We start from the raw sequence: 12188 nt of genomic DNA on the forward strand, positions 1-12188 counted from the left end.
TGGACGCGGCTTAGGCGCCCGCGTCCATGTCGCCCGCCTCGCGCTGGCCGCTGAGCCAGAGTGCGAGCAGGGTCCAGAACGCGCCGGACAGCAGATAGGCGCCTGAAGCGATGACGCCGAGATTGGTGGCGAGCAGAAGCGCCACCAACGGCGCGAAGCCGGCACCGAACAGCCAGGCCATATCTGAGGTCAGCGCGGAAGCCGTGTAACGGTATGCCTGCCGGAAGTTCGAGGCGATCGCGCCCGAGGACTGGCCGAAGGAGAGACCCAGCAGGATGAAACCGATCACCATGTAGATGGTCTCGCCGAACGCGCCGGCATCGAGCAGCTGCGGAGCAAAACCGCTGTAGATCGCGATCGCAATCGCCGATCCCATCAGCAGCGATTTGCGGCCGACGCGGTCGGCGATGACGCCGGAGGCCACGATCGCCGCGACGCCGAACACGGCGGCGACGATCTCGATGATCAGGAAGCGCACCGGGCTTTCGCGGGTGAACAGGAACACCCAGGACAGCGGAAACACCGTGACCATGTGGAACAGCGCGAAGCTTGCGAGCGGCGCGAATGCACCGAGCATGATGTTCTGGCCTTCGCGCGCGACGGTCTCGGAGATACGCGCGGGCTGCAATTCGCGGGTCTCGAACAACGAAGCATATTCTTCCGTCGTCACCATGCGCAGGCGCGCGAACAGCGCCACGACGTTGATGGCGAAGGCGACGAAGAACGGATAGCGCCAGCCCCAGTCGAAGAAGTCGTCGGCCGAGAGGTTACCGGCGAAATAGGCGAACAGCGCGCTCGCCACGATCAGGCCGAGCGGGGCGCCGAGCTGCGGCACCATCGCGTACCAGCCGCGCTTGGAGGGCGGCGCGTTCAGCGCCAGCAGCGAAGCCATGCCGTCCCAGGCGCCGCCCCAGGCCAGACCCTGCGCGATACGCGCCAGCGCCAGCAGCCAGATCGCGGCGCTGCCGATGTCGTGATAGCCGGGCAGGAACGCGAGCGCGACTGTGGCGGTGCCGAGCAGAAACAGCGCCGAGACCAGCTTGGCGGTTTTGCCGTACTCGCGATCGACCGTCATGAAAATGACGGTTCCGATCGGCCGGGCCACGAAGGCCAGCGCGAAGATCATGAAGGAATAGAGGGTGCCGGTCAGCTCGCTGGTGAACGGGAACACCAGGCGCGGAAACACGATCACCGAGGCGATCGCGTAGACGAAGAAGTCGAAGAATTCCGAGGTGCGGCCGATGATGACGCCGATGGCGATCTCGCCGGGACTGGCCTGGTCGTGGCCGTGCTCGCCCGAGTGGAGGTCTGCCATTGCGGGGGTCTGTGCCGTCGCCATTCGTGCGCCCTTAACGTCCTGAAAACCAAAGCCGACCGCCCGGCGGGGCGCCAGGCAATCTGCCCCTGTCTGACCCAACATTCCGCAGTGCAACATTGGACAAATTGTCCAATGTCCGGATTGCTGCGCCGCAGCTACCCCTTGGGCCCGCAAAGGAAACTCATTCTCATAAGGCTCGGCCCGTGTCCCGTCTCAAGATCCTGGCGCTGCTACCTCTGGCAGCTGCGCTCAGCGGCTGCAACTACGTCGTGCTGGCGCCTGCCGGCGATATCGCAGCGCAACAGCGCGACCTCGTCATCATCTCCACCGTCCTGATGCTCCTGATCGTCGTCCCCGTGATGGCGCTGACGGTGCTGTTTGCCTGGCGCTACCGCCAGTCCAACACCTCGGCCCGCTACGAGCCGGATTGGGACCACTCGACCAAGCTCGAGCTGGTGATCTGGTCGGCGCCGCTGCTGATCATCATCTGCCTGGGCGCGCTGACCTGGATGGGCACGCATCTGCTCGACCCCTATCGCAACATCGGCCGCATCCATGCGGAACGCGCCGTGGACCAGTCCAAGGCTCCGCTCGTCGTCGATGTCGTCGCGCTCGACTGGAAGTGGCTCTTTATCTACCCCGATTACGGCATCGCCACCGTCAACGAGCTCGCCGCGCCGGTCGACCGCCCGATCAACTTCCACATCACCGCCTCCTCGGTGATGAACTCGTTCTACATCCCCGCACTCGCCGGTCAGATCTACGCGATGCCGGGCATGGAGACGTCGCTCCACGCCGTGATCAACCACGCCGGTACCTACAAGGGTTTTTCGGCGAACTACAGCGGCGCCGGCTTCTCTGGCATGCACTTCAACTTCCAGGGCCTCGACGACAAGGGCTTTGACGCCTGGATCGCGCAGGCCAAATCGGCCGGCGGCTCGCTCGGCCGCGCCGAATATCTCCAGCTCGAAAAGCCGAGCGAGAACGAGCCGGTGCGCCGCTGGGGCACCGTCGATTCCGACCTCTACCGCCTGATCCTCAACATGTGCGTCGAGACCGGCAAGATGTGCCAGAGCGAGATGATGGCGATCGACGCCAAGGGCGGCAACGGCCATGAGGGCCTGAACAACACACTGCCGCTGGCCTACGACAAGTACGCCCGCCGCGGCAGCCCGCTCGGGCCGGAGCCGACCTTCGTCGCCGGCACCTGCACGCCCGATGCGCCGCAGGGCAGGACCACCGCCTCCATCACGGCCCCCGCCGACACCGCGCCGCTGCTCGGCGCCGGCCTGAAGCGGCCGATCTTCACGCCGCTGAAGTCCTCGTCCTTCTTCCTCGGACTACGTCCGAAGTCAGACTCCTAAAGAGATCCCGCATGTCTCCTGATCTTCTCAAGCTCATCTTCGGCCGTCTCGGCCTCGATTCGCTCCCGCTGCACGAGCCGATCCTGGTCGGCACCTTCGTGATGGTCGCGCTCGGCGGCGGCGCGCTGTTCGCCGGCATCACCTATTTCCGCCTCTGGGGCTATCTGTGGCGCGAGTGGTTCACCACCGTCGACCACAAGCGCATCGGCATCATGTACATGATCCTCGGCATCGTGATGCTGCTGCGCGGCTTCGCCGACGCGCTGATGATGCGCGCGCAGCAGGCGCTCGCGTTCAACGGTTCCGAAGGCTTCCTTCCCGCCCATCACTACGACCAGGTCTTCACCGCCCACGGCGTGATCATGATCTTCTTCGTGGCGATGCCGCTGGTCACCGGCCTGATGAACTACGTGGTGCCGCTGCAGATCGGCGCGCGCGACGTGTCGTTCCCGTTCCTGAACAATTTCAGCTTCTGGATGACGGTCGGCGGCGCAGTGCTGGTGATGGCTTCGCTGTTCATCGGCGAATTTGCCCGCACCGGCTGGCTGGCCTATCCGCCGCTGTCGAACATCGGCTACAGTCCTGACGTCGGCGTCGACTATTACATCTGGGCGCTGCAGGTCGCGGGCGTCGGCACTACCTTATCCGGCATCAACCTGATCTGCACCATCGTCAAGCTGCGCTGTCCCGGCATGACCATGATGAAGATGCCGGTCTTCACCTGGACCGCGCTCTGCACCAACATCCTGATCGTGGCCTCCTTCCCCGTCCTGACCGTCGTGCTCGCGCTGCTCTCGCTTGACCGCTACGTCGGCACCAACTTCTTCACGAACGATTTCGGCGGCAGCCCGATGATGTACGTGAACCTGATCTGGATCTGGGGTCATCCCGAGGTCTACATTCTGGTTCTCCCCGCCTTCGGCATCTTCTCGGAAGTCACCTCGACCTTCTCCGGCAAGCGGCTGTTCGGCTACACCTCGATGGTCTACGCCACGGTGGTCATCACCATCCTGTCGTACCTGGTCTGGCTGCACCACTTCTTCACGATGGGCTCGGGCGCCAGCGTCAACTCGTTCTTCGGCATCACCACGATGATCATCTCGATCCCGACGGGCGCGAAGATGTTCAACTGGTTGTTCACGATGTATCGCGGCCGCATCCGCTTCGAGCTGCCGATGCTGTGGACGATCGCCTTCATGCTGACCTTCGTGCTCGGCGGCATGACCGGCGTGCTGCTCGCAGTGCCGCCGGCCGACTTCGTCCTGCACAACAGCCTGTTCCTGATCGCGCACTTTCACAACGTGATCATCGGCGGCGTGGTGTTCGGCGCGTTCGCCGGCATCAACTACTGGTTCCCGAAGGCATTCGGCTTCAAGCTCGATGTGTTCTGGGGCAAGCTGTCGTTCTGGTTCTGGGTCACCGGCTTCTACATGGCCTTCATGCCGCTCTATGTGCTCGGCCTGATGGGCGTGACCCGCCGCCTGCGCGTGTTCGACGATCCGTCCTTGCAGATCTGGTTCGTCATCGCCGCGATCGGCGCCGGCTTGGTCTTCCTCGGCATCCTCTGCATGCTGATGCAATTCGCAGTCAGCTTCCTCAAGCGCGAGCAGCTCAAGGACGTCACCGGCGATCCCTGGGACGCGCGCACGCTGGAATGGGCGACCTCCTCGCCGCCGCCGGACTACAACTTCGCTTTCACCCCCGTCGTTCACGACAATGACGCGTGGTGGGACATGAAGAAGCGCGGCTACCAGCGTCCGCTTACCGGGTTCAAGCCGATCCACATGCCCTCCAGCACCGGCACCGGTGTCATCCTCGCCGGCCTCGCCACCGCGATGGGATTCGGCCTGATCTGGTACATCTGGTGGCTGGCGGCTGCGAGCTTCATCGCGATGCTCGCCGTCGGGATCGGTCACACCTTCAACTATCACCGCGACTTCGACATTCCGGCTGACGACGTCATCCGGACCGAGGACGCGCGTACCAAACTGCTCGCCGGAGCCAAGTAAATGACCGTCGCTGTCAATCCCGCCCAGACCGGCGAGCCGATGTTCTACCTCGCCGACGAACACCCGCATCCGGAAGGCTACAGCACCCCGCTCGGCTTCTGGATCTACCTGATGAGCGACTGCCTCATCTTTGCGATGCTGTTCGCCACCTTCGGCGTGCTCGGCGCCAACTACGCCGCCGGCCCCGCCCCGAAGGACCTGTTCGAGCTGCCGCTGGTCGCGGTGAACACCTCGATGCTGCTGCTGTCGTCGATCACCTATGGCTTTGCCATGCTGACGATGCAGCAGAACAAGATCGCCCAGACCCAGATGTGGCTGGCGATCACCGGCCTGTTCGGCCTCGCCTTCATCGGCATCGAGCTCTCCGAGTTCGCCCACATGATCCATGAAGGGGCGACCCCGCAGCGCAGCGCCTTCCTGTCCTCCTTCTTCACGCTGGTCGGCACCCACGGCCTGCACGTCTCCTGCGGCCTGATCTGGCTGGTGACCCTGATGGTGCAGGTCTGGAAGTTCGGCCTGATCGAAGCCAACCGCCGCCGCCTGATGTGCCTGTCGATGTTCTGGCACTTCCTGGACGTGGTCTGGATCGGCGTCTTCACCTTCGTCTATCTCCTGGGAGTTCTGCGATGAACACCGATACCCACGCCGCCCACGCGGACGGCCATCACCACGGCGACGACCACGCCCACGGCACGTTCTCGACCTACATGCTCGGCTTCGTGCTCTCGGTCGTGCTGACCGCGATCCCGTTCTGGCTGGTGATGAGCGGCGCGCTGCCGAGCAAGCAGATCACCGCGCTCGTCATCATGGCCTTCGCTGTCGTGCAGATCGTCGTGCACATGATCTACTTCCTGCACATGAACACCAAGTCCGAGAACGGCTGGAGCATGATGGCGCTGATCTTCACCATCGTCATGGTGGTGATCGCGCTGTCCGGCTCGCTGTGGGTGATGAACCACCTCAACAGCAACATGATGCCGATGCACCAGATGACGGGAATGAAGTAAGCGAGACTCCGAAGTGAGCAAGGCTTGGACCGTGACGGGCAGGGACAAGGGCGCGCGACGCAACGCTGCGCGTCCGCGCCTGTGGCTCACGGTTCTCTCGCTCGCGGCCTTTGCACTTCTGATCGCACTCGGCGTCTGGCAGATCGAACGGCGCACCTGGAAGCTGGCGCTGATCGACCGCGTCGAGCAGCGCGTCCATGCCCCGGCCCAGCCGATCCCGTCGCCCGCGGCCTGGCCGGCCGTCTCCACCGCAAACGACGAATACAGGCACGTCAGCCTCACCGGCCGCTTCCTGCATGACCGCGAGACACTGGTTCAGGCGGTCACCGAGGAAGGCCCCGGCTATTGGGTGCTGACGCCGCTTCAGCGCGGCGACGGCACGCTGGTGCTGGTCAATCGCGGCTTCGTGCCGTCCGAGCGGCGCGACGCATCGACGCGCCAGAGCGGCAATCCGAACGGCCAGGTCGAGATCACGGGCCTGCTCCGCATGACGGAGCCGAAGGGCGGATTCTTGCGGAACAACGTGCCCCAGCACAACCGCTGGTACTCGCGGGATGTCGCCGCGATTGCGGCAGCGCGCGGCCTCCACGATGTCGCGCCGTTCTTCATCGATGCTGACGCCGGATCACAAACCACCGGCGCGCCGATCGGCGGATTGACCGTGATCCGCTTTCCCAATAACCACCTGATCTACGCGCTGACGTGGTTTGCCCTGGCTTTCATGCTGGCCGGTAAACTTTTCGTCACATTCGGCGGCGGGCTGTTCCGCCGCAAGCGCTTCGTCCACGAACCGGCCGGCGGCTCCGATGCCACCGCCCGCAGGACGGGATCAGATGCTGGAACGATCGTCGAATCTACCTGACGACGGAATGACGCATGACGCCGTCACGCTGCAATCGCAGGCGGACGCGCGCAGCGAACTGATCGGCGTTGCGCCGACCGACGACGAGACCAACCGCAAGAACATGGCGCTGCTGATCCAGCTGCGCTGGACCGCGGTGGTCGGCCAGATCGTGACCATCGGCGGCGTGCATTTCGGCCTGGGTATCCCCCTGCCATTGGAACGGATGGGCGCGGTGATCGGCGCGCTGCTGCTGCTCAACGCCTCCAGCCTCGTCTGGGTGCGCCATCGCGCCGCGATCACCAACAACGAGCTGCTGGTCGCCTTGATGCTCGATGTCGCCGCACTGACGGCGCAGCTCTACCTCAGCGGCGGCGCCACCAATCCCTTCACCTCGCTGTTCCTGCTCCAGGTGACGCTGGGCGCGGTGCTGCTTAATGCCCGCTCGACCTGGTCGCTGGTCGCACTGACCTGCGCGAGTTTCATATGGCTGACCATGGCCTACCGGCCGCTCGACCTGCCGCCGAACCCGATCAGCGAGGCCTACAGTCTCACCGTAACAGGCATGCTGCTGGGCTTCGTCCTCAACGCCGTGCTGCTTGTCGTGTTCGTCACCCGGATCAACAGGAATTTACGCGAGCGCGATGCGCATCTGGCGGCACTGCGCCAGCACGCGGCCGAGCAGGACCACATCGTCCGCATGGGCCTGCTCGCCTCCGGCGCGGCGCATGAACTCGGCACACCGCTCGCCTCGCTGTCGGTCATCCTCAGCGACTGGCGCCGCATGCCCGATCTCGCCGCCGATCAGGAACTTGCCGAGGATCTCGCGGAGATGGAAACCTCTCTGCAACGCTGCAAGACCATCGTGACGGGCATCCTGGTGTCGGCGGGCGAAGCGCGCGGCGAAGGCTCCTCGCCGACGACGGTGACGGCCTTCGTCACCGCGCTGGTGAACGAGTGGCGCGACGCACGCTCGGCCCGCACGCTCTATTTCGTCAACACGTTCGGCGAGGACGTCGCGATCGTCTCTGACATCGCGCTAAAGCAGGTGATCTTCAACGTGCTCGACAATGCCTATGAGGTCTCGCGCGAATGGGTGGAGCTGCTGGCCGAGCGCGAGGGCGACAATCTCGTGCTGTCGATCAGCGATCGCGGCCCGGGCTTTGCGCCGGAGATGCTGGCGCAGCTGGGAAAACCCTATCACTCGAGCAAGGGCCGCGCCGGCGGCGGGCTCGGCCTGTTCCTGGTGGTGAACGTCGTGCGCAAGCTCGGCGGCAGCGTGACCGCCGAGAACCACAGGAAGCGCGGCGCCACCGTCCGCCTGACGCTGCCGCTCGCAACGCTCGCGATCGGAGGAAATTTTGACGCCTGACCGTTCGCTCATCGTCGTCGAGGACGATGCCGGCTTCGCGCGCACGCTGAAACGCTCATTCGAGCGCCGCGGCTATGACGTTGTCCTCGCAGCTTCGATCGAAGAGGTGCGGAAGGTGCTGGAGGAGCGATCCTTTGGACACGCGGTGGTCGATCTCAAGCTCGGTGGCGCCTCGGGCCTCGCCTGCGTCGAGCTGCTGCACACGCATGATCCGGAGATGCTGATCGTGGTGCTGACCGGCTTTGCCAGCATCTCCACCGCCGTCGAGGCGATCAAGCTCGGCGCCTGCCACTACCTGGCAAAGCCGTCGAACACCGACGATATCGAAGCCGCCTTCAACAAGGCCGAAGGCAACGCCGAAGTCGCCCTCGATGCACGGCCGACCTCGATCAAGACGCTGGAATGGGAGCGCATCCACCAGACGCTGATCGAGACCGATTTCAACATCTCGGAAGCGGCGCGACGATTGGGCATGCACCGGCGCACGCTGGCAAGAAAGCTCGAGAAGCGGCCGGTGAAGTGAGCCTAGGACGACGCCGTCGCGAGCTTGCCGACCTCGGAGAGAAGCAACTTCAGGATCGGGGATTGATTCGCCTTGTGATAGGCGACAACGAGATCAAGCTTGGGTGCTTCTCCCCGCACCGGCCGGGTGGTGATCGTCTCCGGCAGATATCGCTTGGTGTAGGCCGGCAGCATCATGACGCCGCGCGTGGAGGCGATCATGGAGATCGCGTGGACGACATTGTGGACTTCGCGGTCTGGCTTGAGGTCGATTCCGGTCCGGCTGAAATAATCCAGAACGATACGACGAACCGCGGGAGCGGATTTGGACGGTAGGTAGAAGGTCTCGTCCCTGATCTCCTCGGGCGCCACCGCGGCTTGCGATGCCAGCCGATGGTCGCTCGGAAAGACGAAGACCAGCGGATCGGTGCGCACGCGCCGGCAGACCAGATCTTCCATGTGCTCCTCCGGCCGGATGAAGGCAGCATCGAGCTTTCGCCGCATCAGGGCCTTGGCAAGCGAGGGCGAATAATCGCTCGACAGGCGGATATCGATGCCGGGAAATGCGTCGCGCAGAATGCGATCCACCTCGGGCAGCAGGTCGATTTCGGCGCCCGACAGAAAGCCCAACGAGAAAGCGGGCTGCGGGGGCTGCGCGGCACGGAGCGCCGCTTCCTTGGCAGCCTCCGCCTGAAGCAGCGCCATTCTGGCGTGCTCGAGAAAGGCCTTGCCGGCCGCCGTCAGCGCGATGCCTTGGGCGCTGCGGTTCATCAAGGGAACGCCGACCTCCCGTTCGAGGTCCCGGATTTGCCGGCTGAGCGACGGCTGCGACGTGTGCAGCTTCTGCTCGGCCGCAACAGTCAAACTGCCTGCATCGGCAACGGCGACGAAATAGCGGAGATGCCGAAGCTCCATCGCGATCTCCCATATCTTGCAGGCATGGGGCCAGCTTACAAAGTCTTTTTCTAGGCGGCCAGCTGCCCGTATAGCCGGCGTGAACGAGGTCTGCCTGGCAGGCAGAGGCGCACGGGAGCGAGCTTCACATGCTCAAGAGCATTCAGACGTCGCTGCTGATCCTCGCGCTGGCGGGATCTGGCGAAGTGGCTGCGCAATCCTCCAACACGCAGGCAAAGGCAAACAGCATGGAACTGGATGTGACAGGATTGAAGCAGGCGTTGCTCGGCGACTGGGAAAGCATCGCACCGGAGGTGCGCCCGAGCGCGGCGAAGAACGCCGACGGCACGCTCAAGCCCTTCTATCTCAAGCGGGCCTTCAAATATCTCCCCTCCGACCGTTTCGAGCTCGAGATCGTCAACTCGGCCGATCCCTACAGCGCCGTGCCGCTCGCGCGGATCAGGATTGGCGGCCATATGCTGTGGAAGGGTGCGCATCCCATCGCTCCGGGCGCGCAGAAGGTCGACTTCGTTGCCGACGAGACCTACGAGGTTACGCCGCTGGCACAGGGATTTGCCGATGTGCTCAACAAGGTCGCCGCGGTCGGATATGCACCGTGGGACGTAGGCGCGCCCCAGAGCATCTTCGGCAAGACCTTCGCTCCCTTCGGTCTCGCCGAGGCCACGAACTTCATGGAATATGATCTCGTCTATCTCAGGGGCAACCTCCTGTTCTGGGGCGCCCGCAACATCGACGGCCGTGGCTTTGACACCGAGCAGAACCGGCCGACCAATTTGCAGATTCCGCTGATCAGGAAGTGACTCGAGACAAGTTCGTCACACTCTCCCTCGACGCGATGCCCCCGACACGGGGCCTGAGCACCCGTGGCCGTGCGAACGCATGGGTTGCACCGTCGCAAAGTCTGATCCACTCAAAACAAAAAAGCCCGGCCAACCGGCCGGGCTTTTGATTGCTTGCGATCGACGCGAGACGCTTACGCGGCCTCGTCGGCGACGGCGGTGTCGTCGCCATCGGTATCGCCGTCGGCATCCGCCTCGCCCTCGCCGTCGGCGGCTTCCGCCTTGGCGTTGGTGCGGCGCGGGCTCTTGGCGAGCTGGGCCTCGATCTCCTTGACCGCTTCGGTCTCGGTCGAGTGCTGCACAACCGCGATCTCGCGGGAGAGACGATCGAGCGCCGCTTCATAGAGCTGACGTTCAGAGTACGACTGCTCGGGCTGCGACTCGGAACGGTAGAGGTCGCGCACGACTTCCGCGATCGCGACGATGTCGCCCGAATTGATCTTTGCTTCGTATTCCTGGGCGCGGCGCGACCACATGGTGCGCTTGACGCGGGCGCGGCCCTTCAGCGTCTCCAGCGCCTTCTTCACCAGCGCGGGGTCGGACAGCTTGCGCATGCCGACGTTCGCAACCTTGGCGGTCGGCACGCGCAGCGTCATCTTGTCCTTGATGAAATTGATGACGAACAGCTCGAGCTTCGCACCGGCGATCTCCTGCTCCTCGATGGCCAGGATCTGGCCAACGCCGTGAGCGGGATAGACGACGAATTCGTTGGCCTTGAAGCCCTGGCGCTGGGTCACGACCTTCTTTTCCTCGACCTTCGGCGCGGGTGCAGCAGCCTTCACGGCCGGCTTCGCAGCAGCAACGGGGGCTTTGGCAGGGGCGGCAGCAACAGGAGCCTTCGGAGCAACGGGCTTGGCAGCGGAAGCCTTGGCAGCAGCAGGCTTGGCAACGGTCGCTTTCGCGGCCGGTTTGGCAGTCTTGTGAGGCATTGCGCTTCTTTTGTTCTTCGAGGACTTTGCAGCCGGTGCCTTAGTCGCGGTCCGACCCTTGGATGCGCTACGGCTGGCCGCGGCGACTTTTTTGGCCTCCTTATGGGAAGCCCTCGCTGAAGTACTCTTTTTACGCGTTTTCTGTGACACAGCCTGCGCGCGGAAACTGCCACGCCCCTGTTCGACATTTGGTTTCACGGGAACCCAACGGGGCCAACTGGGCTGACGGGGTTCAGCTTAATGTGCTCAATATAGCACATTTCCCGCAAAAATCAATGATTTAGGGGTCTTGAGGGCTGGTTTTCGGCGCTGACGAAGATATTAGGGTTAAGTTTGGGCGAGAATTAGTCTCCCGAGCCCGGGTTCGGAGAAAAATATTTCTCGAACTTGCCGTCCTGGCCGTCGAATTCCTTCGCGTCGGGGGGTGATTCTTTCTTCTGGGTGATGTTCGGCCAGCTTTTGGCGTAGTCGGCATTGACCTGGAGCCACTTTTCCAGGCCCGGTTCCGTGTCCGGCTTGATGGCGTCGGCGGGGCATTCCGGCTCGCACACGCCGCAGTCGATGCATTCGTCAGGATGGATGACGAGCATGTTCTCGCCCTCGTAGAAACAGTCGACCGGGCAGACCTCGACGCAGTCGGTATACTTGCACTTGATGCAGGCTTCAGTGACGACGTAAGTCATCCAACGCTCCGAAAAGCTCTTTTAAAAGTCGCGGCTTGCGTAGCGCGGATGGCCCGGCGCCGCAAGGTCGGGAACGGCCGATCATGACGGCTTTACGCGTTTGATCGACCAAGAAATGAATTCAAAGCGCAATTAATTGCGCTTCGCTTCGCTCAGCTCCTCATAGAGCACGCGGGCCGAGGCGGCATCGCCGCGGCGCTCGTTGAAAGCGGTTACTTTCAGCACGCGCACGGTGCGATCGAGCGCGATGGTGATCACGTCGCCGATCTTGATCGCATGGCCCGGCGACTTCTCGCGCGTGCCGTTGATACGAACGTGGCCGGACTCAACGAGCTCGGCCGCGGAGGTGCGCGCCTTCACCACCCGCGCGTGCCACAGCCATTTGTCGAGGCGCTGCCGCTCGGTCGTGG

General features: G+C 63.7%; 12 protein-coding genes and 1 pseudogene. 8 read left to right on the forward strand and 5 right to left on the reverse strand.

The window, feature by feature from the left end; all coding sequences use genetic code 11:
* Positions 1 to 10 precede the first annotated feature (10 nt).
* The gene (locus AB7535_RS33870; RefSeq protein ID WP_166065056.1) at positions 11 to 1339 is read right to left on the reverse strand and encodes an MFS transporter; all 1329 of its coding nucleotides are present in this window, start codon (positions 1337 to 1339) and stop codon (positions 11 to 13) included.
* Positions 1340 to 1521: 182 nt separating this feature from the next.
* On the opposite strand from AB7535_RS33870, the gene cyoA reads away from it, so the two are divergent.
* From cyoA to AB7535_RS33905, 7 genes are read left to right on the forward strand one after another with little or no spacing between them, the layout of a single operon-like run.
* The gene (gene cyoA / locus AB7535_RS33875) at positions 1522 to 2682 is read left to right on the forward strand and encodes a ubiquinol oxidase subunit II (protein ID WP_354114172.1); all 1161 of its coding nucleotides are present in this window, start codon (positions 1522 to 1524) and stop codon (positions 2680 to 2682) included.
* An 11-nt stretch (positions 2683 to 2693) separates the two neighbouring features.
* Positions 2694 to 4691, forward strand: coding sequence for a cytochrome o ubiquinol oxidase subunit I (gene cyoB / locus AB7535_RS33880; protein WP_354114171.1), 1998 nt, complete (start codon positions 2694 to 2696; stop codon positions 4689 to 4691).
* On the forward strand, positions 4692 to 5321 hold the full coding sequence (gene cyoC / locus AB7535_RS33885) for a cytochrome o ubiquinol oxidase subunit III (protein WP_063980647.1): 630 nt from the start codon (positions 4692 to 4694) through the stop codon (positions 5319 to 5321).
* Complete coding sequence (cyoD, locus tag AB7535_RS33890) at positions 5318 to 5698, forward strand: cytochrome o ubiquinol oxidase subunit IV (RefSeq protein ID WP_085399178.1); 381 nt, start codon at positions 5318 to 5320, stop codon at positions 5696 to 5698. Before cyoC ends, cyoD begins: the two co-directional genes overlap by 4 nt.
* A gap of 13 nt (positions 5699 to 5711) precedes the next feature.
* A complete protein-coding gene (locus AB7535_RS33895) occupies positions 5712 to 6560 on the forward strand; it encodes an SURF1 family protein (protein ID WP_354114170.1) in 849 nt (282 codons plus the stop codon).
* On the forward strand, positions 6532 to 7911 hold the full coding sequence (locus tag AB7535_RS33900) for an ATP-binding protein (RefSeq protein WP_085399179.1): 1380 nt from the start codon (positions 6532 to 6534) through the stop codon (positions 7909 to 7911). The genes AB7535_RS33895 and AB7535_RS33900 overlap by 29 nt, the downstream gene beginning before the upstream one ends.
* Positions 7901 to 8434, forward strand: a complete 534-nt coding sequence (locus AB7535_RS33905) for a response regulator transcription factor (protein ID WP_014490373.1) — start codon at positions 7901 to 7903, stop codon at positions 8432 to 8434. Before AB7535_RS33900 ends, AB7535_RS33905 begins: the two co-directional genes overlap by 11 nt.
* Positions 8435 to 8436: 2 nt before the next feature.
* Here the strand turns inward: AB7535_RS33905 and AB7535_RS33910 are convergent, their stop codons facing one another.
* The gene (locus AB7535_RS33910) at positions 8437 to 9327 is read right to left on the reverse strand and encodes a LysR substrate-binding domain-containing protein (protein ID WP_135216446.1); all 891 of its coding nucleotides are present in this window, start codon (positions 9325 to 9327) and stop codon (positions 8437 to 8439) included.
* A gap of 128 nt (positions 9328 to 9455) precedes the next feature.
* Between AB7535_RS33910 and AB7535_RS33915 the strand changes: the two genes are divergently transcribed.
* Positions 9456 to 10127 (forward strand): hypothetical protein, encoded by a 672-nt coding sequence (locus tag AB7535_RS33915; RefSeq protein WP_354114169.1) that lies wholly within the window; start codon positions 9456 to 9458, stop codon positions 10125 to 10127.
* Between the two features lie 173 nt (positions 10128 to 10300).
* Here the strand turns inward: AB7535_RS33915 and AB7535_RS33920 are convergent, their stop codons facing one another.
* From AB7535_RS33920 to AB7535_RS33930, 3 genes and pseudogenes are all read right to left on the reverse strand, one after another.
* On the reverse strand, positions 10301 to 11095 hold the full coding sequence (locus AB7535_RS33920; protein ID WP_084794942.1) for a CarD family transcriptional regulator: 795 nt from the start codon (positions 11093 to 11095) through the stop codon (positions 10301 to 10303).
* A 344-nt stretch (positions 11096 to 11439) separates the two neighbouring features.
* Positions 11440 to 11778: a ferredoxin FdxA gene (fdxA, locus tag AB7535_RS33925; RefSeq protein ID WP_135216445.1), complete on the reverse strand. Its 339-nt coding sequence runs from the start codon at positions 11776 to 11778 to the stop codon at positions 11440 to 11442.
* 132 nt (positions 11779 to 11910) lie between these two features.
* Positions 11911 to 12180, reverse strand: a pseudogene (locus AB7535_RS33930) (RNA-binding S4 domain-containing protein); the annotation flags it as partial.
* Positions 12181 to 12188: the final 8 nt, after the last annotated feature.

The organism is Bradyrhizobium sp. 956_D2_N1_4 (assembly GCF_052076025.1).
GTDB classification, from domain to species: Bacteria; Pseudomonadota; Alphaproteobacteria; order Rhizobiales; family Xanthobacteraceae; genus Bradyrhizobium; species Bradyrhizobium barranii.

What these genes read in the sequence shown, in the direction of transcription:
- AB7535_RS33870 (WP_166065056.1), bottom strand. Translation starts at nt 1,339, where the DNA reads ATGGCGACGGCACAGACCCCCGCAATGGCAGACCTCCACTCGGGCGAG.
- cyoB (WP_354114171.1), top strand. Translation starts at nt 2,694, where the DNA reads ATGTCTCCTGATCTTCTCAAGCTCATCTTCGGCCGTCTCGGCCTCGAT.
- cyoC (WP_063980647.1), top strand. Translation starts at nt 4,692, where the DNA reads ATGACCGTCGCTGTCAATCCCGCCCAGACCGGCGAGCCGATGTTCTAC.
- cyoD (WP_085399178.1), top strand. Translation starts at nt 5,318, where the DNA reads ATGAACACCGATACCCACGCCGCCCACGCGGACGGCCATCACCACGGC.
- AB7535_RS33900 (WP_085399179.1), top strand. Translation starts at nt 6,532, where the DNA reads ATGCTGGAACGATCGTCGAATCTACCTGACGACGGAATGACGCATGAC.
- AB7535_RS33910 (WP_135216446.1), bottom strand. Translation starts at nt 9,327, where the DNA reads ATGGAGCTTCGGCATCTCCGCTATTTCGTCGCCGTTGCCGATGCAGGC.
- AB7535_RS33915 (WP_354114169.1), top strand. Translation starts at nt 9,456, where the DNA reads ATGCTCAAGAGCATTCAGACGTCGCTGCTGATCCTCGCGCTGGCGGGA.
- AB7535_RS33920 (WP_084794942.1), bottom strand. Translation starts at nt 11,095, where the DNA reads ATGCCTCACAAGACTGCCAAACCGGCCGCGAAAGCGACCGTTGCCAAG.
- fdxA (WP_135216445.1), bottom strand. Translation starts at nt 11,778, where the DNA reads ATGACTTACGTCGTCACTGAAGCCTGCATCAAGTGCAAGTATACCGAC.